Below are 24,271 nucleotides of genomic sequence, written 5' to 3' on the forward strand. Positions count from 1 at the left end.
GCAGCGTCGACCTTCCTGGCGCCGTCGCCGGCCTCGCCGGCCGACCCGCGGCCGGTTCAGGCGGCGGACTTCCTGACCGCGTCTGCGATTTCGGCCGGCGAGCCGTGCCAGGGGGTGCCGTGGCCGGGGAGTACCCAGGAGGCCTGGAGTGCGGCGAGGTGGTCGAGGGAGGCTCGGGAGCCGTCGGGGTCGTCGGTGAAGGGGGCGGGCTGCGGGCCGGTGCGGCCGGTCAGGACGTGCCGGGTCGTCAGGGCGTCGCCGACGCAGACGGCGTCGGCGAGCGGCACGTGCACCGCGACGCTGCCCGGCGAGTGGCCGGGCATCGGCACGATCACCGGGTTGCCCGGCAGGTCGAGCACCTGGCCGTCGGAGAACTCGACCACCTCGCTGACATAGGTGGTGCGCAGGCCGTTCTTGCGCAGGGCGTACCAGAAGAAGCCGATCGCGGGGCCGAGCCGCATGGGTCCTGCCGGGGTCTTGGGCTTCTCGCCGGTGCGTGCGCGCACGGCGTCCGCGGAGTGCACGTAGACCGGCACCCCGTGCTCGCGGCGCAGCCGTTCGGCGAAGCCGATGTGGTCGGAGTCCCCGTGGGTCAGCACCAGGCCGCGGATGTCGGCGGCCGACCTGCCCAGGGAGCGCAGTTCGCGCTGCAGGTCCCGCCAGTGGCCGGGCAGGCCGGCGTCGACGAGGGTGATGCCGTCAGGGGTGTCGATGAGGTAGCACGCGACGACGTCATTGCCGATGCGGTGCAGGTGCGGGCCGAGCTTCATGGGATCCCCTCCGAGGGTGCCGAGCGCTACCATGGCTACGATACGTAGCCTTGATGGCTACGGGCAATAGCTGCGCAGCCGTGGAGAGGAGGGCCGCCGGTGCCGAGCCCTGAGAAGACCTCGCGGGGGGCGATCGTCGCCGCGGGCCGGGACATCCTGGAGGCGGGCGGCAGGGAGGGCCTGACCATGCAGAGCGTCGCCACCCGCGTCGGCGTGCGCGCGCCGTCCCTGTACAAGCACGTGCGCAACCGCGCGGCGTTGCTCGCCGCCGTCTCCGAGGCCGCCGTGGCGGAGCTGGCCGCCCGGCTGGAGGGCACCGACGGCTCGCTGGAGGAGCTGGTGCGCGCCTACCGCGGCTTCGCCCGGGACCGCCCGGAGGGCTTCCGGCTGATGCTGTCCCAGGCCGCGCCGCCCGAGGCGCTCGGCCGGGCCGCGGACCCCGTGCTGCGGGCGTGCGCGCAGCTCGCGGGGGAGCAGGACGCGCTGGACGCCGCGCGCCTGGTGACCGCGTGGGCCACCGGGTTCATCGGGATGGAGCTGGCCGGCGGCTTCCGGCTCGGCGGGGACGTCGACCGGTCCTTCGAGTACGGCCTCGCCCGCATGCGCAGAGCGCTCGGGCCTGCGTGACGCACCCCGCCCGCCGGGTGAGGCCGCGAGGAGGAGGACCGGCCTCACCCGGTGACGGCCACGGCCTCAGGGACGACGGCCGGGCGCGGTTCGTCGCGCCGCAGGGCCACCACGGCCATGTCGTCGTTCAGCCCGGCCGCCGCGTGCGCGCGCAGCTCGCTGGTCACCGCCCGCACCATCGCGTCGGGCAGGTGCCCGGTCCAGGCGGCGGCACGCTCCAGCAGCGGGTAGAACTCGCCCTTGCCGTCCCTGGCCTCGGTGACACCGTCGGTGTACACCAGCAGCCGGTCGCCCGGCTCGAAGGGGAAGGTGGTGGGGGTGTAGCCGCCGTCGGCCAGGGCGCCCAGGCCCAGCGGCGGGGCGGGGTCGGTCGCGTCCAGCGCGGTGACCGAGCCCTCGTGGAAGAGCAGCGGCGGCAGGTGGCCGCAGCTGACCACGTGCACGTACGGCTCGTCGTCGGGGATCTCCACGACCGCCGCGGTGACGAACCGCTCGGCCGCGTCGCCCGCGGCGGCGTCCCCCGGTTCGTTCAGGCCCCAGCGGACGCTGCCTTCGAGGGACGCGACCAGCTCGGGCAGCGGCGACTGGCGGTGGGCGGCGGCGCGGAAGGCGCCGAGGACCAGTTCGGTGTCGGCGACGGAGGCCGCGCCCTTGCCGCGGACGTCGCCGATGAGCAGCCGGGTGGAGTCGGCGGTGCGGGCCACCGCGTAGAGGTCGCCGCCGACGGGGGACCCGATCTCGGCGGCGCGGTAGGCCGAAGCGATGGAGACCGGTCCTGCGCGCTGCGGAAGCGGGCGCAGCACCGCTTCCGACACCCGCCGCAGCCCGACGAGTTCCTGCCGTCGCCGGTCGAGCATGTGGCTGACCGCGACCAGCAGGGCCGACAGCAGCATCAGGCACAGCAGCTGGACGAGCACGCTCTCGGAGATCAGGGTCATCCGCTCGGCCCCGGCGGCGACGAGGGCCAGCACCGCGAGCACCGCGGTGAAGGTGGCGCGGCGGGGGCCGACGAAGACGGCGATGAGGGCGACGGGGAGCACCAGGGTGTGTGCGAGGTGCACGTTGTCCGGTACGAAGAGGTCGGCGATCGGCACGAGGGCGATCAGTCCCGCCGCCACAGCGGTCCAGACGTGCTCACGCGACGATGCGGGATTCTGCGCCGGCAGCGGCCGGGTCATGCCCCACATACGGACTCCTTCCGGCTCCGTGGCCTCGTTGCAGGCCAGCGTACAACCGGTATGAAATATTCCAAGCCCGTACCAATCGCCCATGCGGCTCCGCGGCACGGGGGCGACCATGGGTTCATGGGGGAGAGTGGCGCACCGAACGAGGTGGTTCCGTGGCAGACCCGGCGATCGCCGTCAGCGGCCTGAGCAAGCGGTTCGGGGCTGTGGCGGCCCTGGACGCGGTGGACTTCCACGTCGAGCCCGGCACGGTCTTCGGGCTGCTCGGCCCGAACGGTGCGGGCAAGAGCACCGCTATCCGCGTCCTCACCACGATCCTGCCGCCCAGCGGCGGCCGGGCCGAGGTCCTCGGGCACGACGTGGTGCGCGAGCCGGCCGCCGTCCGCGGCCTCATCGGCCTGGCGGGGCAGTACGCGGCCGTGGACAAGAACCTCACGGGGCGGGAGAACCTGCGGCTGATCGGGCGGCTGACGCACGTACGGCACTCCCGGGTACGGCGCAGGGCCGCGGAGCTGCTGGAGCGCTTCGAGCTGACCGAGGCCGCCGACCGGCCCGCCCGCACCTACTCCGGGGGGATGCGCAGGCGGCTGGACGTGGCCGCCGCCCTGGTCCCCGACCCGCCGGTGCTCTTCCTCGACGAGCCGACGACGGGCCTGGACCCGCAGAGCCGAAACGCGCTGTGGGACCTGATCCGCCGCCTGGTGGCCGACGGGACGACCGTGCTGCTGACCACCCAGTATCTGGAGGAGGCCGACCAGCTCGCCTCGCGGGTCGTGGTCATCGACCGCGGCCGGGTCATCGCCGACGACGAACCCGCCCTGCTCAAGTCGCACCTGGGCAACACCGTCATCGAACTTGACATGGTCGGCGGCGAGCGGGCCGCCCGCGCGGCCGACCTGCTGCGGGCCGGCTTCGAGGAGGCGCCCCAGGTCGAGGGGCCGCATCTGAGCCTGGTCTCCCGCGACGGTTCGCGGCCGCTGCTCGAAGTGCTGCGCGTGCTGGAGTCGCACGACCTGGTGCCGGGCACCGTCGCGGTCAGGGAGCCGAGCCTGGACGACGTCTTCCTGCAGCTGACCGGCCACTCCGGCGGCACCCCCGCGGCGGGGGCACCGTGACCGGGGCGGCCGCCGGAGGGCTGACCCACGCGGCGCCGCAGCTGCTGCGCACCGCCCAGGACGGCCTGGCCGTCGCCTGGCGCAACCTCATCGGGCTGCGCCGGGTGCCCAGGCTGCTGGTGTTCTCCACCATCCAGCCGCTGGTCTTCGTGCTGATGTTCCGCTACGTCTTCGGCGGCGTCGTCGCCCCCGCGCTGCACGGTGTCAGCTACGTCGACTTCCTGATCCCCGGGATCTTCGTCCAGACCGTCGTCTTCGGCGCCATGAACACCGCCATCGGCCTGGCCACCGACATGCAGACCGGCCTGATGGAGCGGTTCCGCTCGCTGCCCATGGCCAGGTCCGCGGTGCTCGTCGGGCGCACCACCGCCGACCTGGTCCGCAACGTCTTCGTCGTGGCGATGATGACCGGGGTCGGCTTCGCCCTCGGCTTCCGCATCCACGCCGGGGTGCCGTCCTTCCTCGGCGGTGTGCTGCTGGTGCTGGCCTTCGGCTTCGCCATGTCCTGGATCTTCGCGGTCGTCGGCATGGCGGTGGGCGACCCGGAGACCGCGCAGGCCGCGGCCTTCCCCGTGCTGGCCCCGCTGGTCTTCGCCTCCGCCGCCTTCGTCCCGGTGAACACGATGCCCGGCTGGCTGCAGGCCTTCGCCGTGCACCAGCCGGTGTCCAGGACCGCGGACGCCGTCCGCGTCCTGGTGCTCGGCGGCCCCGCCGCCTCCGACGTGTGGCAGGCGCTGGCCTGGGACGCGGGCATCGTGGCGGTGTTCGCGCCGCTGGGCGTGTGGCTCTACCGCAGGGCCGTGTGAGGCCCGGCGGCGCCTTTGCGGCGGCCGGAGGAAAAGACCGGGAAATTCGTCGGCGGGCCGTGTCGATCCGCGGCTGCGCCGTTCGACCTCGGGGTGAGAGGGTCGAGAGGCGACCCCGGTTGGTGAGGAGCAGGACGATGGCGAAGTACATGCTGATCATGCGCGGCACGGACGAGTCCATGGCGAAGATGATGGAGACGCCCTTCGAGGAGATGCTGGAGACGGTCGGCCGCTTCAACGACGAGCTGGTCAAGGCCGGGGTGCTGGTCGCCGCCGAGGGCCTGGACGACCCGTCGCAGGGCGTGGTGGTCGACTTCGGCAGCGAGGCGCCGGTGGTCACCGACGGCCCCTACGGCGAGACCAAGGAGCTGTTCGGCGGCTTCTACCTGATCGACGTGGCCTCCAAGGAGGAGGCGGTCGAGTGGGCCAAGCGGCTGCCGGCCTTCCCCGGCTCCAAGTGCGAGGTCCGCCGGGTCCCGACCATCGACGAGTTCCCGCAGGACAACGAGTGGATCATCAAGGAGCGGGCCTGGCGCGAGCGCACCGGCCAGCTCTGATGCCCCGGCCCACCGACGGCCCGCCGGTCACCGAGTCGGCACGGCGGGCCGTCGAGGCGGTGTGGCGGATCGAGTCCGCCAGGATCGTCGCCGCCCTCGCCCGCTACACCCGGGACTTCGCGCTCGCCGAGGACGTCGCCCAGGAGGCGGTCGCCGAGGCGCTGGTCGCCTGGTCGCGCGACGGCCGCCCCGCCGACCCGGTGGGCTGGCTGCTGGCGACCGCCCGGCGCCGCGCCATCGACGGCTTCCGCCGCCGCACGGCGCTCGCCGAGCGCTACGCACTGCTCGCCGGCGCCCTGGCCGAGGGCGAGGCCAGCTCGGGTGCCGCGGCACCGCAGGACCGGGCGGGCGAGCTGCCGTGGGACCCCGACCGGGTGGATGACGACGTCCTCGCGCTGATGTTCGTCGCCTGCCACCCGGTGCTGTCGCCCGAGGCGCGCGTGGCGCTGACGCTGCGCGCGGTCGGCGGCCTGGCCAGCGAGGAGATCGCCCGCGCCTTCCTGGTGCCGGTGCCGACGGTTCAGGCGCGGATCACCCGGGCGAAGAAGACCATCGCGGCCGCGGGCGTGGCCTTCGAGCTGCCGCCCGCGGCCGAGCGGCGGGAACGGCTCGGCGGCATCCTCAGCGTCCTCTACGTGATCTTCACCGAGGGCTCCACGGCCACGGCGGGCGACCGGCTGCTGCGTACCGACCTGGCCTATGAGGCGATCCGGCTGGCCCGCATGCTGGCCGCGCTGCTGCCGGACGAGCCCGAGGTGCACGGGCTGCTCGCGCTGTTCGAGCTGACCTCGGCGCGCTTCCCCGCCCGTACCGGCCCTGACGGCGAGGCGGTGCTGCTGGAGGACCAGGACCGCAGGCGCTGGGACCGGTCCGCGATCCGGCGCGGCCTGGCCGCGCTCGGCCGGGCCTCCGTCCTGGGCCGGGGCCTTGGGCCGTACGGTCTGCAGGCGGCCATCGCGGCGTGCCACGCGTCGGCGCCCTCGGTGCCGGAGACCGACTGGGAGCGGATCGTGCTGCTCTACGAGGCGCTGGGCCGTGTCGCGCCCTCGCCCGTGGTGGAACTGAACCGGGCTGTCGCCGTCGCCATGGCACAGGGTCCCGCGCAGGCACTGGCGATGGTGGACGAACTGGTGGCCTCCGACCGCCTGTCGGGCTCCCACCTGCTGCCGAGCGTGCGAGGCGAACTGCTGCGGCGCCTGGGCAGGACGGCGGAGGCCCGCGCGGAACTGGAACTCGCCGGCCGACTGTGCGGCAACGACAAGGAGCGCGCGGTGCTGCTCCGCAAGGCGGCGGAACTGCACTAGCGGGAGCCGCTGTTGTGGCGTCACGGTATTTGCCGCACTTTGTGGTTGAATGTCGGAATCCTGGCCCTGACTTCGCTGTCGGCCCGTCAACCGCGCAAAGGACATGCAGGAATGTCGAATCACTTCACCGGTCTCAGCCTCGGCCCGCCGCTGGGCGACCAGCGGCTCGACCTCTGCGACCTCTACGCCTTCCAGTCGCCCGCGGACCCCGCGCGGACCGTGCTCATCCTCAACGCGAACCCCGAGGCGAAGGCCCTGCACCCCGACGCGATCTACCGCCTCAACATCGACAACGACGGCGACTGCCTCACCGACCTGGCGTTCAGCTATGTGTTCTCCGAGCCGAAGGACGGCCGCCAGACCTTCAGCGTCTTCGTCGCCAGGGGCGAGGAGGCCCGCTCACCGGAGGCGGTGGGCGAGAAGGTCGTCAGCGACGCCGAGGTCTCCTTCGGCCCGGTCGCGAGCACCGTGACCGCCGGTCCCTTCACCTTCTTCGCCGGCAGCCGCAGCGACGCCTTCTTCTTCGACTTCGACGGGGTCCAGAACCTCTTCGACACCAGCGGCGGCCGGAACTTCACCGCACCCCACCTCGGCGGCAAGTCGCCGTGGACCGGCGTGGACTCCAACACCGAGGCCAACGTCTTCTCCACGGTGGTGGAGATGCCGACCAGCGAGCTGGGCGCCCGCTCGCCGATCCGCATCTGGGGCCGGTGCAGCGTCCGCGAGGACGGCAGGCTCAACCACGTCGACCGCGCCGGCCACCCCTCGGTCAGCAGCTTCTTCAACACCGACGAGACCAAGGTCGAGTACAACGCCAGCGAGCCGGTGAACGACCGGGAGCGCTGGACCGACCAGTTCGTCCACCTGATGGGCCACACCGGCGACTACACGCGCGAGGAGGCGATCGCCGCGATCGACGCCGACCAGCTGCTCCCCGACATGCTGGTCTTCGACCCGTCCAAGCCCGCGCGCTACCCCAACGGCCGGGTCTTCACCGACGACGTCATCGACCACCGCCTCGCCTTCCTGTCCAAGGGCGACATCCCGCCCTCGGGCCTGTCCCCGCACACCGACCTGCTGGACGAGTTCCCCTACCTGGGCAACCCCCACCCGGCGTCCTGAGCCCGCCCGGCCGGCTACCGGTCCCGCCGGGAGCCGGCCGGGGGTGCCCCCGCGATCTGCGCCAGCAGCTCCGACTGGCGGACGGTGGTGTCCGCGGCGAAGGACCTGCCGCGGGCGGCGGCCCGCGCGAAGGCGGCCACCGCCAGGGCCACCTGGTCGGCCGGCTCCAGCGGGTCCTCCTCCGGCAGCAGGCGGGGGACGTGGGTGGCCGGCGGGGTGAAGGCGTGGGTCAGCGTCAGCGCGGACCTGCTGCCGGTGAGGGTGTACGCCGACCGGTAGGCGTGGTCCAGGCCGAAGCCGAGGGTGACCGCGGTGGACGTCGGGGTGTGCACCAGCAGCGCGGTACCGGCCGAGGGCACGCCGAGGCCACCGGGGTCCGACAGGTGCGAGGCCAGCAGCGCCAGCTCCGGGCCGAGCAGATGCAGGGCAGCCCGCAGCGGGTACACACCGGTGTCCCACAGCGCCCCGCCGCCCAGGTCCTCCCGGTAGCGGATGTCGTCCGCGGGGCGCCGCGGCACCGTGAACTCCGCGTGCAGGCTGCGCAGTTCCCCCAGCGACCCGTCGGCGGCCAGCTTGCGTACCGCCTCGTGCTGCGGGTGGTGGACGAACATGACGTTCTCCATCAGCGCCAGCCCCCGGCGTTCGGCCAGCGCGAACAGCTCCGCCGTCCGCGCCGGCTCCAGCGCGACCGGCTTCTCGGCCAGGACGTGCTTGCCCGCCTCCAGGGCCGCCCGCGTCCAGTGGGCGTGGAGCGCGGCAGGCAGCGGCACGTACACCGCGTCGACGTCGGGGTCCGCCAGCAGCGCTCGGTAGCCGGTGACGGCGTGGCACCCGTAGGGGCGTGCCGTCTCCCGCGCCCTCTCCCGGTCCCTGCTGGCGACGGCCACGACCTCGGTCGCCGGGCACGCGGCGAAGGCCGGCAGCATCCGCCGCCTGGCGATCTCCGCGCAGCCCAGCACCCCGATCCGCAGCGGGGAACCGTTCACCATGTCACTGCCCCGGTCGTCATGCACGACAGGAGCGTACGGGCCTGCACATTGACGTAGTGCCCGTGCCGGGCCAGCGACGCCAGCTGCCCCGGCGTCAACCAGCAGTATCCCGGCGGCAGTTCGTCCTCCACCGGGGCCTCGGGCTGCACGATCAGGCAGCGTGACTCCGCGTTGAGGAAGCGGCCGCCCTCCTCGGAGTGCACCGCCTCGTACAGCACCTGCTCGGGCTTGGCCTCCAGCACCAGGTCCAGGAAGGGCGGGCGGCCCGCGCTGCCGAGCACGGGGTGGTTGTCCGGCACGCACTGCACGGTCGGCCCGATCTCCACGGTGTCGAGGAAGCCGCCCTCGACCCGGGCGTGCGCCAGCAGGTGCGGCACCCCGTCGAAGCGCCGGACGACGAAGGCGATCACACCGCGCCCGGTCGGCTCGAACATCGGCTGCGTCCAGCTGCCCACCTCGCGGCTGCCCGCCTCGACGCCCACCGAGACGACCTGGAAGAAGCGGCCGTCGGGGCGCCGGATCGCCCACGGGTCCTGCTCCCAGCCGGCCACCGAGCGCAGCGGGACCGCGGCCGTCCTGAGGTCGTGCCGCGAGCGCTCACCGGTGAACCACGAGTGCAGCATGGTGTCCGACAGCTGCGCCGACCGCTCGGGGAAGGCGACCGGTGTGCAGGCCAGCACCGTGCGGGCGTCCATGTTGACCAGGTTGTCGCCGTGCAGCAGCTCGCCGATCTGGCCCAGGGTCAGCCACGCGAAGTCCGGGTCGTCCGCCACGTCCTCGTCGGTCTCGACCAGCATGTTCCGGTTGGACTTGTGCAGGAACCACGAGCCGTGCTCGGACTGCAGCACGTCGGCCAGCACCCGGCCCCGCCCGGGCCGTACGAAGTGGTCGATGTACTTCACCGCGGCGCCCTTGTGGACCTTGGTGTAGTTCGAGCGCGTCGCCTGCACGGTCGGGGACAGCTGCAGCAGGTTGGGGTTGCCCGGCTCCATCTTGGCCTGCATCAGGAAGTGCAGGACCCCGTCGAACTCCTTGGCCAGGATGCCGAGTATGCCGACCTCCGGCTGCCGGATGATGGGCTGCTCCCAGCGCACCCCCGGGTCCTCGCCGACCACCGCGGACAGCCCCTCGACGGTGAAGAACCGCCCGCTGCGGTGGCCCAGATCGCCGGTGTCCGGCCGGAAGGACCAGCCCTCCAGGTCCGCGAAGGGGATCCGGGTGACCGCGAAGCGGTGCGCGGCCCGGCGCTCGGCCAGCCACTCCGCGACCTGCGCGGTGCGCGGCCCCGCCCCTGAGGTGCGCTGCGCCGCCGACCTGGCCAGCCGGCCGGCGAGGCCGGTGTCCTCGCGCGGGTGCAGGGCCGTCGTCATCGGTAGCTCCTCGTGAACTCCCGGACCGACGCGATGACATAGTCGATCATCTCGTCGGTCAGGCCGGGGTAGACCCCGACCCAGAAGGTCTGCTCGGTGATCAGGTCGCTGTTCTCCAGGCCCCCGACGACCCGGTAGGGGCGCCCCGCGTAGGCGGGCTGCCGGGTCAGGTTGCCCGCGAAGAGCAGTCGGGTGCCGATCTTGCGGGACTCCAGGAAGTCCACCAGCGCCGCCCGGCCGAAGGGCGCCTTGCGGTCGACGGTGATGACGAAGCCGAACCAGCTCGGCTCGCTGCGCGGGGTCGGCTCGGCCAGGTGCAGGAAGGGCACCCCGTCCAGGCCCTCGCGCAGCCGCTGCCAGTTGTGCCGGCGGGCGGCCACGAAGCCCTCCAGCTTGTCCAGCTGGGACAGGCCGAGCCCCGCCTGCAGGTCGGTGGTCTTCAGGTTGTAGCCGATGTGGGAGAACGTGTACTTGTGGTCGTAGCCGTGCGGCAGGTCGCCCATCTGGTGGTCGAACCGCTTGAGGCAGGTGTTGTTCCTGCCCGGCTCGCACCAGCAGTCCCGGCCCCAGTCGCGCAGCGACTCCACAGCCCTGGCCAGCTTCAGGTCCGAGGTCAGCACGATGCCGCCCTCACCCATCGTCAGATGGTGCGCGGGGTAGAAGCTCACCGTCGTCAGGTCGCCGAAGGTGCCGGTCAGCCGCCCGTCGTAGGTCGAGCCGACCGCGTCGCAGTTGTCCTCGACGAAGGCCAGCCCGTGCTCCTTGGCCAGCGCCGCGACTTCGGCGACCTCGAAGGGGTTGCCCAGCGCGTGGGCGATCATGATGCCCCGGGTCTTCGGGCCGATCGCCGCCGCGACCCGCTCGGCGGTGGTGTTGTAGATGGGCAGTTCGACGTCCACGAAGACCGGGACCATGCCGTTCTGCACGATCGGGTTGACGGTGGTCGGGAAGCCCGCCGCCACGGTGATGATCTCGTCGCCCGGCTTGAGCGCCCGTTCGCCGCGCACCTTGGAGGTCAGCGCGGTCAGCGCCAGCAGGTTGGCGGACGAGCCGGAGTTGGTCAGGTGCGCCTTGCGGCGGCCGAGGAGTCTGGCGAAGCGCGACTCGAACTTCCGCGACCGCTCGCCCGCCGCGATCCGCAGGTCGAGCGCGGCCTCCACCAGGGCGGCCCGGTCGTCGGCGTCGAGCACCGCGCCGGACGGCCAGATCTCGGTGACGCCGGGGACGAAGCCCCCGTCGCCCTGCTGCTCCATGTGGTACTTGCGGACCTCGTCGAGTACCAGTGCCTTGTGGTCGCTCACGCGGTGCCTCCGGCGGTGTCGGCGGGACCGGCGGCGCGGCGGCTGTCCGCCGACTTCCACCACCCGGGGTTGTCCCGGTACCAGGCGACGGTGTCGGCCAGGCCCCGGTCGAAGGGGATCTCCGGTGCGTAGCCGAGCTGTTCGCGGATCTTGCTGTCGTCCAGCGCGTACCGCAGGTCGTGGCCCTTGCGGTCGGTGACGTACCGGATCATCGAGTCGTCGGCGCCGCACAGCGACAGCAGCAGCTCGGTCAGCTCCAGGTTGGTGCGGCCGGTGCCGCCGCCGACGTTGTAGATCTCGCCGGGGCCGCCGCCGGTGAGCACCGCCTGCACCGCCCGGCAGTGGTCGTGCACGTGCAGCCACTCGCGGACGTTGCGCCCGTCGCCGTACAGCGGCACCGGGCGGCCCTCCAGCAGGTTCGTCACGAACAGCGGGATCAGCTTCTCCGGGAACTGGTAGGGGCCGAAGTTGTTGGAGCAGCGGGTCACCGACACGTCGAGACCGTGGGTGCGCCAGTAGGCGCGCGCGATCAGGTCGGAGCCGGCCTTGGACGCCGAGTAGGGCGAGTTGGGCATCAGCGGGGCGTCCTCGGCCCACGAGCCCTGCTCCGCCGAGCCGTACACCTCGTCGGTCGAGACGTGGACGAAGCGCGGCACACCGCGGCGCAGGCACGCCTCCAGCAGGGTCTGGGTGCCGCCGACGTTGGTCCGTACGAACTCCGCGGCCGAGCGCACCGAGCGGTCCACGTGCGACTCGGCGGCGAAGTGCACCACCGCGTCATGGCCGGGCAGCAGGTCGAGCAGCAGCGGCAGGTCGCAGATGTCGCCCTGCACGAAGTCCATCCGGGGGTGCGCGGCCGGCAGGTTCTCCCGCCGCCCGGCGTAGCTGAGGATGTCGAGCACCGTCACCCGGGCCTGCTCGTACCCGGGGTAGCCGCCGGCCAGCAGCGTGCGGACGTAGTGCGAGCCGATGAAGCCGGCGCCGCCTGTCACCAGGAGTCTCATCAGGCCGCGACCTCGATCCGGGTGTGGTCGCCGACGACGAGCCGGTGCTGAGCCGACGCGCCGACGCTGGCGCCTCGCCCGATCAGCGAGTTGTGCAGGCCCGGCACATCGGTGATGGACGCGCCGTCCATCACGATCGACTCGGCCAGCCGCGTCGAGCGCAGCAGGCAGCCCCGTCCGATGGCCGTACCTGACCCGATGTGGCTGTCCTCGACCAGGGTGTCCGTGCCGACGATCGCGGGACCCTCGATGTGCGAGCGGACGATCCGCGCACCCGGCTCCACCACCACCCGCCCCTCGATCGTGCTGTCCGCGTCGACCTCGCCCGCGACGGCGGGGACCAGCGCCTCCAGCATCCGCCGGTTGCACTCCAGGACGTCCTCGGTGCGCCCGGTGTCCTTCCAGTACCCGGCGTACTCCTCGGCGCGTACGTCACCGCCGTGCGCCAGCAGGTGCTGGACGGCGTCGGTGATCTCCAGCTCGCCGCGGGCGCTGGGCCGGATCGCGGCGACCGAGCGGTGGATCGCGGCGGTGAAGAAGTACACCCCGATCAGCGCCAGGTCGCTGCGCGGCTGCTGCGGCTTCTCCACCAGCCGGGTGACCCGGCCCGCGGGGTCCAGCTCCGCCACCCCGAAGTTGCGCGGGTCGGCGACCTTGCGGACCACCAGCTGCGCGTCCGGCCGCTCCGCCGCGAACTGCCGGGCGACGTCGCCGACCCCGTCGGGCAGCATGTTGTCGCCGAGGTACATCACGAAGTCGTCCTCGCCGAGGAAGGGCCTGGCCAGCAGCACGCAGTGCGCGAGGCCCAGCGGCTCGTCCTGCGGGATGTAGGTGATCCGCACGCCCAGCCGGGAGCCGTCGCCGATCTCCCGCTCGATCTCGGCGCCCCAGCCGCCCACGACGACGGCGACCTCGGTGACGCCCAGGGCGCTGATGTTGGCCAGCACGTGTTCCAGAACGGGCCTGTTGGCGATGGGGATGAGCTGTTTGGGCATGGAGTAGCTGAACGGGCGCAGGCGCGTGCCCGACCCGCCTGACAGCACCAAGGCTTTCACTTGCTCTCCTCAAGTCGGTACGGGTTCTGCGGCCCGGTCACGCCGTCGTGGCCGCGGGCCGGGTCGGGCGCCGCGAGCATGTCCCGCAGCGATTGGTCCAGCGCGTGCCGCGGCACCCAGCCGAGCAGCCGGCGGGCGCGGTCGATGTCGAGCTGCTGCCAGGCCGCCGAGGAGCGCGGGCTGCCGCCCGCCCCGCCGGCGGCCTCCCGCCGCACGGGCAGGCCGCTCAGCTCCAGCAGCCGGTCCACCAGGCGGTCCACCGGCACCGCCCGGCCGCCGCCGATGTTGACCACCCGGCCGCGGATCCTGCCGGGCCTGGCGGCGACCGCCCGCACCACGGCGTCGCCGACGTCCCGCACGTCCACGAAGTCGCGGGCGGCGAGCAGCGGGCCGAGCCGCAGGACGTGGCCGCCCGGCGGCGGCTGCTCCGCGGACCGCTCGGCGATCCAGCGGGCGACCGAGCCGAGCAGGCCCGGCGCACCCGGCCCCGACACGTTGGCGACCCGCAGCACGGCGCCGTCGAGCCGGCCGTCGCGGGAGGCGCGCAGCACGTGTTCCGTGCCGCGCAGCTTGGTCCTGGCGTACACCGTGTCCGGGGCGGCCCTCCGCGTCTCGTGCACCGGGGCGGGACCGGTGACCGGGCCGTACTCCAGGCTGCTGCCGAGCTGGACCAGCCGGGTGCGGGCAGGCAGCGTGGCCACCAGGTCGGCGACCAGCCGGTCGTTGAGGTCGGCCATGTTTCCCTCGCCGCCCCACACCTGGCCGACGGCGTTGACCACGACGGCCGGCGCCTGGCCGGCGAGGAAGTCCCGCAGCATGCGCGGCCCCATCGCCGCCAGGTCCAGCCGCACCGCGGTGACCTGCGGGCCGCCCGGTGCCTGCGGCGGCCCGCCGCCGCGGCTGACCGAGGTGACGTCGGCGCCGGCCAGGGCCAGCGAGCGGGCGGCCCGGCCGCCGAGGAAGCCGGAGCCGCCGAGCACCAGGACCCGCAGCCCGCGCAGGCCGTGCGGGCCGGTGCCGCCGCCTGCGGCCTGCCGCACCGCCGTCACAGCGGGGGGTTCCCGTGCTTGCGCTGCGGCAGGTCCGCCCTCTTGTGCCGCAGCATGGCCAGTGCCCGGATCAGCACCGAGCGGGTCTGCGCGGGGTCGATCACGTCGTCCACCAGGCCGCGTTCTGCCGTGTAGTAAGGGTGCATCAGCTCGGACCTGTAGTCCTTGATGCGCTGGCTGCGCACCGCAAGCGGGTCGTCCGCGGCGGTGATCTCCCGGCGGAAGATGACGTTGGCCGCGGCCTCCGCGCCCATCACCGCGATCTCGTTGGTCGGCCACGCGTAGGTCAGGTCGGCGCCGATGGACTGGCTGTCCATGACGATGTAGGCGCCGCCGTAGGCCTTGCGCAGCACCACCGAGACCCGGGGCACGGTGGCGTTGCAGTACGCGTACAGCAGTTTCGCGCCGCGCCTGATGATGCCCTCGTGCTCCTGGTCGACGCCGGGTAGGAAGCCGGGGACGTCGACCAGGGTGACCAGCGGGATGCTGAAGGCGTCGCAGAACTGCACGAAGCGCGCCGCCTTCTCGCTGGAGCGGATGTCCAGGACGCCCGCCATGGACAGCGGCTGGTTGGCGACGATGCCGGCGACCTGGCCGTCCAGCCGGGCGAAGGCGCAGATCACGTTGGCCGCCCAGCCGGCGCTGACCTCGAAGTACTCGCCGTGGTCGGTGAGCTGCCCGATGACCTCGCGCATGTCGTAGGCCTGGTTGCCGTCCACCGGCACGAGGTCGCGCAGGGCCTGCGCGCTGCGGTCCGCGGGGTCGCCCGCCGGTTCGCGCGGCGGGAGTTCGCGGTTGTTGGACGGCAGCAGGGACAGCAGCCAGCGGACCTCTTCGAGGCAGGTCTGCTCGTCGTCGTACGCGAAGTGCGAGACGCCCGAGACGGTGGAGTGGACGTCGGCGCCGCCCAGTTCGTTCTGGCTGATCTCCTCGCCGGTGACCGCGCGGATCACGTCGGGCCCGGTGATGAACATCTGCGAGGTGTCCCGGACCATGAAGACGAAGTCGGTCAGCGCCGGCGAGTAGGCGGCGCCGCCCGCGCACGGGCCGAGCATGACGCTGATCTGCGGGATGACGCCTGAGGCGCGGGTGTTGCGCTGGAAGATGCCGCCGTATCCGGCCAGCGCCGAGACGCCTTCCTGGATACGGGCGCCGGCGCCGTCGTTGAGCGAGACCAGCGGGGCACCGGCCGAGATGGCCATGTCCATGATCTTGTGGATCTTCGTGGCGTGCGCCTCGCCGAGCGCGCCGCCGAAGATCCGGAAGTCGTGCGCGTAGACGAAGACCGTACGGCCGTGGACCGTGCCCCAGCCGGTGATCACACCGTCGGTGTAGGGCCGCTTGGCCTCCATGCCGAAACCTCGGGCGCGGTGCCGGCGCAGCGGCTCCACCTCCTCGAAGCTGCCCTCGTCGAGCAGCAGGTCGATCCGTTCGCGGGCGGTCAGCTTGCCCTTGGCGTGCTGCCGCGCCGTGGCCTCGGAGCCTGGGCCGCGCAGCACGTCGTCCTTGATCGCGCGCAGCTCCGCCACCCGGTCCTGCATCATGCGGGGTCCTCCCTGTCGTCGGGCACGGCCGGGCGCAGACCGGCCAGCGCCACCAGCAGTCCTGCGGCGCCGACACCGGTCAGCAGCGCGTACGGCGCCCACCCGGCCCGCGCGGCGGTCCGCAGCGCGGCGGTCAGCACCAGTGCCAGTGCGGCTCCGGCCTGTACGCCGGTCTGGTAGAGCGGTACGGCCACCGGCCGCTCGGCGGCCGACATCGCCGAGGTGGCCTGCACGTTGAGCGCGGTGAAGGACAGCACGAAGGCGGCGCCCACCAGGACGAGCGAGGGCAGCACACCGGGGTAGTCCCGCCCGTGCCACGGCATCAGCTGGTAGGTGTACGCGACCGCCGCCGCCAGCGCCCCCGCCGCGATCAGCCGCTGCGGTCCTGCCCGCGCGATCAGCCGCCCGGCGAAGGGCGCCGACAGCGCGAGCGGCGCGCACGCGGGGAGCAGCCCCAGCGCGGTCGCCCACGGCGACCAGCCGCGGCCGTCCTGCAGGCCGAAGACGGTCAGCAGGAGCAGCCCGAGGAAGCCGCCGTTCAGACAGGCCGCACCGACGGCGGACCGCACGAGTGCGGCATTGCCCAGCAGACCGCGGAAGCCTGCCCTGCCCCGCGCGGAACCGCCGGTGCGCCCGGCCTCCCGCGGGATCTGCCGTGCCGCGACCAGCAGCAGGACCAGCGCCACCGGCGCGGGGAACAGCAGCGTCCACCGCCAGCTCGCCGACGTCAGGGCGCCCGACAGCAGGATGCCCGAGGTGAAGCCCGCCGCGCCGAACAGCGAGTAGACGGTGACCGCCCGGCGGCGCGGGGCGCCCTCGGGGTAGACGCCGGCGATGATGGCAAGACCCGTGGGCGCGGTGAGCGCCGCACAGGCGCCCTTGACCACCCGGGTGGCGACCAGGACGGTGGCGCTCCCGGTCGTACCGCCGACCACCGAGGCGGCGGCGAAGACCAGCAGCGCCCACAGGTACGGCCGGCGGGCGCCGTACCTGGCCGTCAGCCGCGGGCCGAGCAGCAGCAGGGCGGCGAAGCCCAGCGCGAAGCCGCTCATCACCCACTGGGCGCCCCACAGGGACAGCCCGAGGTGCCGGGCCGCGACCGGCAGCGCCGGCAGCACCACCGAGACCTCCAGCGCGTCGATCAGCATGCTCGCGCAGAGCACCAGCAGCAGGGCGCGCGGCGGACGGGCGGCCGCCGGCCCGGCCGCCGCCCGTGGTCCGGACAGCGTCGTCATGCCCGCGCCGGTCAGCCGCCCAGCAGCGTGCCGCCGCTGGCGTCCAGGTAGGAGCCGGTGATCCAGCGGGCGTCGTCCGAGGCGAGGAAGGCCACCACGGAGGCCACGTCGTCGGGCTCGCCGACCCGGTTGAAGGCCGAAAGCGCCGCCATCTGCTCGACCGCCTCGGGGATGCCGAAGACCGGCGAGCCGTTGTTCGTGATGCCCGGGCCGACGCTGTTGACGGTGATGCCGCGCGGCGCCAGGTGCTTGGCGAAGTGCAGGGTGAGCTGGTCGATCGCGCCCTTCGTCATGGCGTAGGCAACCTCCTGCGGGTTGGCGAAGCGGGTCAGGCCCGAGGAGATGTTGACGATCCGCCCGCCGTCGGGCATGTTGCCCAGCGCCCGTTGCACCAGGAAGAACGGCGCCTTCGCGTTGACCGCGTAGAGCCGGTCGAACTGCTCGGGCGTCACGTCCTGCGGCGGCGTCCCGCCCATCACCCCGGCGTTGTTGACGAGGATGTCCAGGTCCGTGCCGCCGGTGCGCTCCTTCAGGCCGCGCTCCAGGGCCAGGAAGAGTTCGTGCACGTCGCCCGGCACCCCCAGCTCCGCCTGGAGCGCGAAGGCCCGGCCGCCGTCCTGCTCGACCAGCCGCACCACCTCGTCCGCGGCCTCCTGACTGCTCGAACCGTGCACGGCGACCAGGGCGCCCGCGCGGGCCAGCCGCAGGGCGACGGCCCGGCCGATGCCGCGGGTCGATCCGGTGACGAGCGCGGTCTTTCCGGTGAGCTGGGGCATGCTGGCTCTCCTGTCCGGGACGGAGCGGGTGGAGGGGATGGAAGGGGCGGCGGGAAGGGGCGCCGGTGAGGGGCCGGGGTCCGCCGGGTGGTGCGGGTGCGGTGCGTCGAGGCCGCTGATCGTGGCGGCCAGGTGGCGCGGCACCGGTTCGAGCGCCATCAGCTCGGTGAAGACGGTGCGCAGCGGCTCCGACTCGGGGCCGCCGAGCAGCAGTTGGGCCTGCGCCTCGATGGCGGTCAGCACCCGGCGCCCCACCGGGTGGCGCACCGCGTGGTAGGAGTCCAGGGCCGCCCGGTCGGGTGACCCGCCGAACTGCGCGGCCAGGGCGCGCCCGAGGGCGGCGGCGTCGTGCAGGCCGAAGTTGACGGCCTGGCCGCCGACCGGCATCTGCACATGGGCCGCGTCCCCTGCCAGCAGCACCCGGCCGTTGCGGTAGCGCTCCGCCTGGAGCCGGGAGTTGCCGAAGGCGTTCAGCCACACCGGGCGGCCGTGCCCGATGTCCTCGCCGGTGACCTGGCGCCAGGCGGCCACGACCTCGGCGAAGTCCGGCGGACCCGGACGCTCGCGCGGCGCGGACCCGTACACGTGCACCATCACCCGGGTGGCGCCGCTGGGCCAGCGGGAGGCGATGGCAAGGCCGTTCGGCAGCCGCTCGAAGCGGCGGTCGGGGATGTCGATGCCCTCCACGTCGGCGCGCAGCAGCTCCTTGGTCGCGGCGTCGCCGGTCATGCCGAAGCCGGCCAGGTCCCGCACCGTGCTCTGCTCGCCGTCGCAGCCGACCGCGTAAGCACAGCGCAGCACGACCGGCAGGCCGCCCGGGCCCGCCGCCTCGACCTCCACATGCCCCGGGTGCTGCGCAAGTCCGGTCACCCGGTGGCCGCGCCGCAGGTCCGCGCCGCGCTGCACCGCGTGCCGCTGCAGCACCGCCTCGACCCTGGTCTGCGGCACCTTCCACTGGCCCGCGAAGCGGTGCGCGGGGTCGGCTGCGGCCAGGTCCAGCGGGATACCGCCGAAGTGCCCGCGCGGACCCGGCTGCGGTGCCAGGTCCGCCAGCAGGTCCAGCTCCTCCAGCAGCTCCATGGTGCGGGTGTGCAGGGTCGAGGCGCGCGACTCGGTGGTCGGTGCGGGCAGTTGCTCCAGTACGGTCACCCGCACGCCGTGCAGCCGCAGCTCCAGCGCGAGCAGCAGCCCGACAGGGCCCGCCCCCACCACGACGACGTCGGTGTCATGGCCGGCCGTTCGCGGGGACGGCATCCTCAGCGCCGCACTTCCGCGTAGGCCTTGGCAAGGCCGAGCGTGGCCCGGCTGTTGCCGCCCAGGGCGCCGCGGATGAAGACCCTGGCCTGCTCGACCCCCGCGCCGGCGCCGAGCACCGCGGTGATGTTGTCCGGGTCGAGGATCACCGTGTGCTGCGAGGTGGCGGTGGTGACCCCGTCGGCGTCCTCGGTGAACTCCCAGTAGCCGGTGTGCAGTTGCAGCAGCGCGGGCAGCGTCGTCTGCTTGTAGGCGATCTTGTGGTGCGGGAAGCAGACCCGTACCGACTCGGTGGTGTGGGTGGCGCCGTCGGCGGTGCGGGTGTCCATACGCAGCACCTGCAGGCCGGGGGTGTCCTCGCGCAGGTCCACCTTGGCCACGTGCGGCAGCCGCTCCTGCCACGCCTGGGCCTCGTTGACGAAGTCGTACACGTCCTTGGCGGAGCCGTCGATCCTGACGCTGTCGGCGAAGGACAGCGTCAGCGCGGTGTCGGTGACCCGCTCCATGCTGACCTTGAGCGCGGCCAGCTCCGAGCGGCTGTTGCGGTCCACCGCCTCGTCGATCCAGGCCAGCCCTGCCGGGTCGTCGTCGACGGCCCGGTAGTGGTGCAGCAGCCGGATCCTGGTGCCCGCGCCCTCCTCCTCGATGACCCAGGTGCCGCCCATGGCGGCGACGGGCGGCGCGGACACCTCCTGCGCGAAGCCGATCCGCAGTTTGTCGGGGTCGAGTTCGCGGCGGGAGGTCCAGCTCTTCGGCTCGCCGTTGGCGGTGGCCCGGATGCGGATGCGCTCGTCGGACGAGCCGCGCTCGACGACGTCGACGTGCACGCACGGCGGGAAGATCAGCGGCCAGTTCTCGACCTCGGCGATCAGCCGGTAGACCTCGGCTGCCGGGGCGTCGACGGTGATGGTGTGCTCGACCTCGTGCTGGGTCATCGGCGGTCTCCTCGGCTGTACGTCGGCTGTACGTCGGCTGTACGTGGGCGGGTTGCGGGTCGGCTGCTCGGGTCAGAAGTTGCCGAGGCCGCCGCAGACGTTGAGTGCCTGCGAGGTGATGGAGGCGGCGGTGTCGGAGGCCAGGTAGCCGACGAGGCCTGCGACCTCGTCCGGGGTCGAGTAGCGGCCGAGCGGGATCTTGGCCTGGAAGCGCTGGAGGATCTGCTCCTCCGTGGTGTCGTACGCGGTGGCGTAGCCCTGCCTGACCCGCTGGGCCATCGGGGTCTCGACGTATCCGGGGCAGACCGCGTTCACGGTGACGCCCGTGGGGGCGAGTTCGTTGCCCAGCGCCTTGGTGAAGCCGACGACGCCGTGCTTGGAGGCGGAGTAGGGGGCGCCGAGCACCACGCCCTGCTTGCCCGCGGTCGAGGCGATGCTGATGATCCGGCCCCAGCCGCGGTCCCGCATGCCGCCCGCGGTCAGCACCTCGCGGGTCATCCGGAAGACGCTGTTGAGGTTGGTCTCCATGACGTCGAGCCACAGGTCGTCGGCGATGTCGGCGGTGGGGCCGCCACCGGAGCGGCCTGCGTTGTTGACCAGGATGTCGACCGGGCCGAAGCGGCCGACCGCGGCGGCGACGAAGTCCCGTACGGCCTCGGGCGAGCGCACGTCGCAGGCGGCGCCGTCCACGTCGAGGCCCTCCGCCTGCAGCTCCTTGGCGGTGCCGGCCACGGACTCGGGGGTGCGCGAGCAGATGAAGACCCGGTGGCCCTGCCCGGCCAGCAGCCGGGTGACGGCCAGCCCGATCCCGCTGGTCGCGCCGGTCACCAGGGCGGTCCGCGGTTGCGTTCGTGTCATGGGGTGTCTCCCGTGGGTGGGTTGGCGTGTGGCACGGCGCTGCCGCCGCACCCGGGGGAAGGTGCGGCGGCAGCGCCTGGTCCCCTGGGGGCCGGGGACGGGGGGTGGTGCGGTGCGCGGGCTCAGGCGGCCGGCGTGGTGGACAGGTGCGCGTTGACCACCTCGATCAGCGCGCGGGGCGTGCGGGCCACGGTGAGCGCGGAGTCGTCGAGCGCGATGCCGAACTCCCGCTCGATGCGCCCGCCGGTCTCCAGCAGGGCCAGCGACTCGTAGCCCAGGGCCTCGAAGTCGGTGTCGAGGATGTCGCCGTCGAGGTCGACGTCCTCGCTGGCGCCTGCGCCCTCCAGCAGGATCCTTTTGAGTGCCTCCAGGGTGAATGCGGTGCCGGGCATGGGTGTCCTCTCGGAGAAGGGGTGAGCGGTTCCTGCGGGCGTCGTCGGTCGCAGGCGAGGACCGGGCGTCGCCGGCCGCGGGCGCCGGCCGGTGTCACCGGTCGCAGGCGCGCACGACGACCGCCGAGTTGAAGCCGCCGTAGCCGCGCGCGAGCACCAGCGCGGCGCGGACCTGCGCGGTACGCGGCCGGGCGCCGACCAGGTCGAGGTCGTAGGTGTCCGCGGGTGTCACATGCGGTGTGGGCGGGATGACCCCGTCGCGCATCGCCAGGCACGCCGTTGCCAGGTCCAGTGCCGCGGCGCCCGAGCACAGCCGGCCCGTCATCGCCTTGGGCACCGTCACCGGGACCCCGCGCGGCCCGAAGACCTTGCCGATCGCCTCGGCCTCCACGCGGTCCAGCTCCGGTACGGCCGCGCCGTCGGCGAAGACGACGTCGATGTCGCCGGGGGCGAGGCCCGCGTCGTCCAGGGCCACCTCGATCGCCTTGCGCAGGCCCGGCTCACGGCCGGTGCCCGGCGCGGGGTCGAAGGTCGCACCGTAGCCGGCGATCTCCCCGTAGACCTGGGGCGCCCCGCGCTCCCGGGCGCTGTCGAGGTCCTCCAGGACCAGCAGCGCCCCGCCCTCGCCGGGCACATGCCCGTGCGCGGCGCCGTCGAAGGGGAGATACGCCCGGGCCGGGTCGGTGCTGGTGCTCAGCCGCCTGCTGGCGAGCAGGCCGACCCAGCCCCAGGGGCAGATCGAGGCGTCCATGCCGCCGGAGACGACCAGCCGGGTGCCCTTGCGGATCTGCCGCCTGGCCTGCGCGACCGCATCCAGGCCGCCCGCCTGGTCGCTGACGACGACCCCGCTGGGGCCGCGCATGCCGTTGCGGATCGAGATCTGGCCGCTGTTGACGGCGTAGAACCAGGCGAAGGACTGGTAGGCGCTCACATAGGCGCCACCCCTGCTCCACAGGTTCTGCAGCTCGCCCTGCCCGAACTCGAAGCCGCCGGACGAACTCGCCGTCACCACGCCCATGTCGAACTCGGGGAACTCCTCGGGCCTGACCCCGGCGTCCTCGAACGCCCAGTCGGTGCTGACCAGCGCCAGCCGGGTCACCCGGTCGGTCTGCGGGATCAGCCGGCCGGGCAGCAGCTCCTCGGCGGCGAAACCGTCGATCTCCCCGGCCAGGGTGGCCGGATAGGAGGCGGGGTCGAAGCGGGCGATCCGGCCGATGCCGTGGACTCCACGGCGGGTGGCGTCCCAGTAGCCGGCGCTGCCCAGGCCGTTGGGGGCGGCGATGCCGAGCCCCGTCACGACCACTCTCGCGTCAGAGCGTACGGCCACCCGGCGCCCCTCCCCGCGCGCTGGTCAGCACCATCGCGCTCTGGAAGCCGCCGAAGCCGCTGCCGACGGTGAGCACCGTGTCGGTCGGCCACTCGCGGGCGGTCAGCGGCACGTAGTCGAGGTCGCACTCGGGGTCGGGGACGTGCAGGTTGGCCGTGGGCGGCACGACGTCGTGCTCGATGGCCAGTACGGACGCGGCGATCTCGATGGAGCCGATGGCGCCGAGCGAGTGGCCGACCATCGACTTGATGGAACTCATCGGGGTCCGGTACGCGTGCGCCCCCAGGCTCCGCTTGACCGCCGCCGTCTCGTGGCGGTCGTTCTGCCGGGTGCCCGAGCCGTGCGCGTTGACGTAGTCGATGGCCTCGGGGCCGATCTCCGCCTCGTCCATGGCCACCCTGATGGCCTCCGCCATCTCCCGGCCGTCGGCCCGCAGCCCCGTCATGTGGTAGGCGTTGCTCCGGGTGGCGTATCCGGCGATCTCCGCGCGGACATGGGCGCCGCGCCGCCGTGCCGCCCCCAGCTCCTCCAGTACGAAGACCGCGGACCCCTCACCCAGGACGAAGCCGTTGCGGCGGTCGTCGAAGGGGCGTGAGGCGCTCTCGGGCGAGTCGTTGGAGGGCGTGGTGGCCTTGATGGCGTCGAAGCAGGCCACCGTGATGGGGGAGATGGGCGCATCGGTGGCGCCGGCGATCATGATGTCGGCGCTGCCCTCCCGGATCAGCTCGGCCGCGTGGCCGACCGCGTCCAGGCCCGAGGTGCAGCCGGTCGACACCACCGTGCACGGCCCCTCCGCGCCGGCCGCAAGGGCGACCTCCGCCGCGAAGGAGCTGGGCACCAGGTAGTTGTAGAGGTGCGGCACGGCGTAGGAGTGGTCCACCAGGTCGAGCCGTCCGCCGTCGCTGACGGTGCGGTACTCCTGGTCGAGCCCGGTCGTGGCGCCGACCGCACTGCCGATCGTCACCCCGGTGCGGTGCGGCTCCAGGCCCTCGAACTCCAGCCCGCTGTCGGCCATCGCCTCGCGGGCGGCGACCACCGCGAACTGCGCGGCCCGGTCCATCCGCCGGATCTGGTGCGGGGTCAGCCCCAGCAGCTCGGCGTCGAAGTCCGCCTCGGCGGCGACCTGGGAGCGGAAGGGTGACGGGTCGAAGAAGCTGATCCTGCGGGTCGCGGTGCGCCCCTCGGTCAGCAGCTGCCAGAAGTCCTTGCTGCCGATACCGCCCGGCGCGACGACGCCGACGCCGGTGATGACGACACGCCGACGGCTCACCGCGCGCTCCAGTGGTAGAAGCGCTGCGCCATCGCGTCGGCGGGCGAGCGCCAGGTGGCCGGGTCGTACGCCTCGATGAAGGGCTTGAGGTCCTGGCTGATGGCGACGAAGCGCGGGTCGGTCTTGGCGGTCTCGATCCGCTCGCCGCCGTCCGCGGTGTCGAAGTCCTGCAGGTGGAAGTAGAGCCCCCGGTAGGAGAAGAGCTGCCGCCGCCTGGTGCCCATGGCATGGGGCATGTCGGTGGCGTCGAAGGCGGTGAAGAGGTCGGCGACGTCCGTGGCCGAATGGGCGTTCATTCGGGCCACGATCAGCGTGCTGTGCATGGTGGGTCCTCCATGTCGGGCCGGGTCGGCCGCGGGTGCACGGCTCCGTCGTGCGGGCCGGTGCGGGGGTGCAGCCCGGGGCTGCGCGGGCGGGCGCGGGCGGG

The 24,271-nt window shown here is 73.3% G+C and carries 23 protein-coding genes; 6 read left to right on the plus strand and 17 right to left on the minus strand.

The genetic code is table 11. The features are described 5' to 3' along the window. Positions 1 to 56 precede the first annotated feature (56 nt). Positions 57 to 770, minus strand: coding sequence for an MBL fold metallo-hydrolase (locus JT723_RS20560; RefSeq protein ID WP_205046196.1), 714 nt, complete (start codon positions 768 to 770; stop codon positions 57 to 59). A 99-nt stretch (positions 771 to 869) separates the two neighbouring features. Between JT723_RS20560 and JT723_RS20565 the strand changes: the two genes are divergently transcribed. After that, on the plus strand, positions 870 to 1,397 hold the full coding sequence (locus tag JT723_RS20565) for a TetR/AcrR family transcriptional regulator (RefSeq protein ID WP_205046197.1): 528 nt from the start codon (positions 870 to 872) through the stop codon (positions 1,395 to 1,397). Between the two features lie 44 nt (positions 1,398 to 1,441). On the opposite strand, the gene JT723_RS20570 is transcribed toward JT723_RS20565, so the two are convergent. Further along, a complete protein-coding gene (locus tag JT723_RS20570; RefSeq protein WP_205046198.1) occupies positions 1,442 to 2,584 on the minus strand; it encodes a PP2C family protein-serine/threonine phosphatase in 1,143 nt (380 codons plus the stop codon). A 152-nt stretch (positions 2,585 to 2,736) separates the two neighbouring features. Between JT723_RS20570 and JT723_RS20575 the strand changes: the two genes are divergently transcribed. The 5 genes from JT723_RS20575 to JT723_RS20595 all read left to right on the plus strand — a co-directional run bounded on the left by JT723_RS20575 (position 2,737) and on the right by JT723_RS20595 (position 7,485). Continuing rightward, positions 2,737 to 3,696, plus strand: a complete 960-nt coding sequence (locus JT723_RS20575; protein WP_251513864.1) for an ATP-binding cassette domain-containing protein — start codon at positions 2,737 to 2,739, stop codon at positions 3,694 to 3,696. Then, complete coding sequence (locus tag JT723_RS20580; RefSeq protein WP_251513867.1) at positions 3,693 to 4,502, plus strand: ABC transporter permease; 810 nt, start codon at positions 3,693 to 3,695, stop codon at positions 4,500 to 4,502. The genes JT723_RS20575 and JT723_RS20580 overlap by 4 nt, the downstream gene beginning before the upstream one ends. A 137-nt stretch (positions 4,503 to 4,639) precedes the next feature. Next, the gene (locus JT723_RS20585) at positions 4,640 to 5,059 is read left to right on the plus strand and encodes a YciI family protein (protein ID WP_205046200.1); all 420 of its coding nucleotides are present in this window, start codon (positions 4,640 to 4,642) and stop codon (positions 5,057 to 5,059) included. After that, positions 5,032 to 6,363 (plus strand): RNA polymerase sigma factor, encoded by a 1,332-nt coding sequence (locus JT723_RS20590; protein WP_205046315.1) that lies wholly within the window; start codon positions 5,032 to 5,034, stop codon positions 6,361 to 6,363. The genes JT723_RS20585 and JT723_RS20590 overlap by 28 nt, the downstream gene beginning before the upstream one ends. Before the next feature lie 111 nt (positions 6,364 to 6,474). Next, complete coding sequence (locus tag JT723_RS20595; protein WP_205046201.1) at positions 6,475 to 7,485, plus strand: DUF4331 family protein; 1,011 nt, start codon at positions 6,475 to 6,477, stop codon at positions 7,483 to 7,485. A 14-nt stretch (positions 7,486 to 7,499) separates the two neighbouring features. On the opposite strand, the gene JT723_RS20600 is transcribed toward JT723_RS20595, so the two are convergent. The 15 genes from JT723_RS20600 to JT723_RS20670 form a co-directional block, all read right to left on the minus strand. Beyond that, on the minus strand, positions 7,500 to 8,498 hold the full coding sequence (locus JT723_RS20600; protein WP_251513870.1) for a Gfo/Idh/MocA family protein: 999 nt from the start codon (positions 8,496 to 8,498) through the stop codon (positions 7,500 to 7,502). Then, complete coding sequence (locus JT723_RS20605) at positions 8,468 to 9,844, minus strand: NDP-hexose 2,3-dehydratase family protein (RefSeq protein ID WP_205046202.1); 1,377 nt, start codon at positions 9,842 to 9,844, stop codon at positions 8,468 to 8,470. The genes JT723_RS20600 and JT723_RS20605 overlap by 31 nt, the downstream gene beginning before the upstream one ends. Next, complete coding sequence (gene rfbH / locus JT723_RS20610; RefSeq protein WP_240165946.1) at positions 9,841 to 11,097, minus strand: lipopolysaccharide biosynthesis protein RfbH; 1,257 nt, start codon at positions 11,095 to 11,097, stop codon at positions 9,841 to 9,843. Before rfbH ends, JT723_RS20605 begins: the two co-directional genes overlap by 4 nt. Before the next feature lie 44 nt (positions 11,098 to 11,141). After that, positions 11,142 to 12,149, minus strand: a complete 1,008-nt coding sequence (gene rfbB, locus JT723_RS20615; protein ID WP_205046204.1) for a dTDP-glucose 4,6-dehydratase — start codon at positions 12,147 to 12,149, stop codon at positions 11,142 to 11,144. Then, on the minus strand, positions 12,149 to 13,204 hold the full coding sequence (locus JT723_RS20620; protein WP_205046205.1) for a glucose-1-phosphate thymidylyltransferase: 1,056 nt from the start codon (positions 13,202 to 13,204) through the stop codon (positions 12,149 to 12,151). The genes rfbB and JT723_RS20620 overlap by 1 nt, the downstream gene beginning before the upstream one ends. Next, complete coding sequence (locus JT723_RS20625; RefSeq protein WP_205046206.1) at positions 13,201 to 14,253, minus strand: NAD-dependent epimerase/dehydratase family protein; 1,053 nt, start codon at positions 14,251 to 14,253, stop codon at positions 13,201 to 13,203. The genes JT723_RS20620 and JT723_RS20625 overlap by 4 nt, the downstream gene beginning before the upstream one ends. After that, the gene (locus JT723_RS20630; protein WP_205046207.1) at positions 14,250 to 15,797 is read right to left on the minus strand and encodes an acyl-CoA carboxylase subunit beta; all 1,548 of its coding nucleotides are present in this window, start codon (positions 15,795 to 15,797) and stop codon (positions 14,250 to 14,252) included. The genes JT723_RS20625 and JT723_RS20630 overlap by 4 nt, the downstream gene beginning before the upstream one ends. Further along, a complete protein-coding gene (locus tag JT723_RS20635) occupies positions 15,794 to 17,032 on the minus strand; it encodes an MFS transporter (protein ID WP_205046208.1) in 1,239 nt (412 codons plus the stop codon). Before JT723_RS20635 ends, JT723_RS20630 begins: the two co-directional genes overlap by 4 nt. Before the next feature lie 11 nt (positions 17,033 to 17,043). Beyond that, complete coding sequence (locus JT723_RS20640) at positions 17,044 to 19,062, minus strand: SDR family oxidoreductase (protein ID WP_205046209.1); 2,019 nt, start codon at positions 19,060 to 19,062, stop codon at positions 17,044 to 17,046. A 2-nt stretch (positions 19,063 to 19,064) separates the two neighbouring features. Then, complete coding sequence (locus JT723_RS20645) at positions 19,065 to 19,997, minus strand: aromatase/cyclase (RefSeq protein ID WP_205046210.1); 933 nt, start codon at positions 19,995 to 19,997, stop codon at positions 19,065 to 19,067. A gap of 72 nt (positions 19,998 to 20,069) precedes the next feature. Then, the gene (fabG, locus tag JT723_RS20650) at positions 20,070 to 20,855 is read right to left on the minus strand and encodes a 3-oxoacyl-ACP reductase FabG (protein ID WP_205046211.1); all 786 of its coding nucleotides are present in this window, start codon (positions 20,853 to 20,855) and stop codon (positions 20,070 to 20,072) included. A gap of 122 nt (positions 20,856 to 20,977) precedes the next feature. Then, complete coding sequence (locus tag JT723_RS20655) at positions 20,978 to 21,247, minus strand: acyl carrier protein (protein WP_205046212.1); 270 nt, start codon at positions 21,245 to 21,247, stop codon at positions 20,978 to 20,980. A 94-nt stretch (positions 21,248 to 21,341) separates the two neighbouring features. Further along, a complete protein-coding gene (locus tag JT723_RS20660; RefSeq protein ID WP_251513872.1) occupies positions 21,342 to 22,574 on the minus strand; it encodes a ketosynthase chain-length factor in 1,233 nt (410 codons plus the stop codon). Then, positions 22,558 to 23,844, minus strand: a complete 1,287-nt coding sequence (locus tag JT723_RS20665) for a beta-ketoacyl-[acyl-carrier-protein] synthase family protein (RefSeq protein ID WP_205046213.1) — start codon at positions 23,842 to 23,844, stop codon at positions 22,558 to 22,560. The genes JT723_RS20660 and JT723_RS20665 overlap by 17 nt, the downstream gene beginning before the upstream one ends. Next, entirely contained in the window at positions 23,841 to 24,167 is a 327-nt protein-coding gene (locus JT723_RS20670) for a TcmI family type II polyketide cyclase (RefSeq protein WP_205046214.1), read from the minus strand. Before JT723_RS20670 ends, JT723_RS20665 begins: the two co-directional genes overlap by 4 nt. Positions 24,168 to 24,271 lie beyond the last annotated feature (104 nt).

Source organism: Actinacidiphila bryophytorum, from assembly GCF_016916835.1.
Taxonomy (GTDB): Bacteria; Actinomycetota; Actinomycetes; order Streptomycetales; family Streptomycetaceae; genus Actinacidiphila; species Actinacidiphila bryophytorum.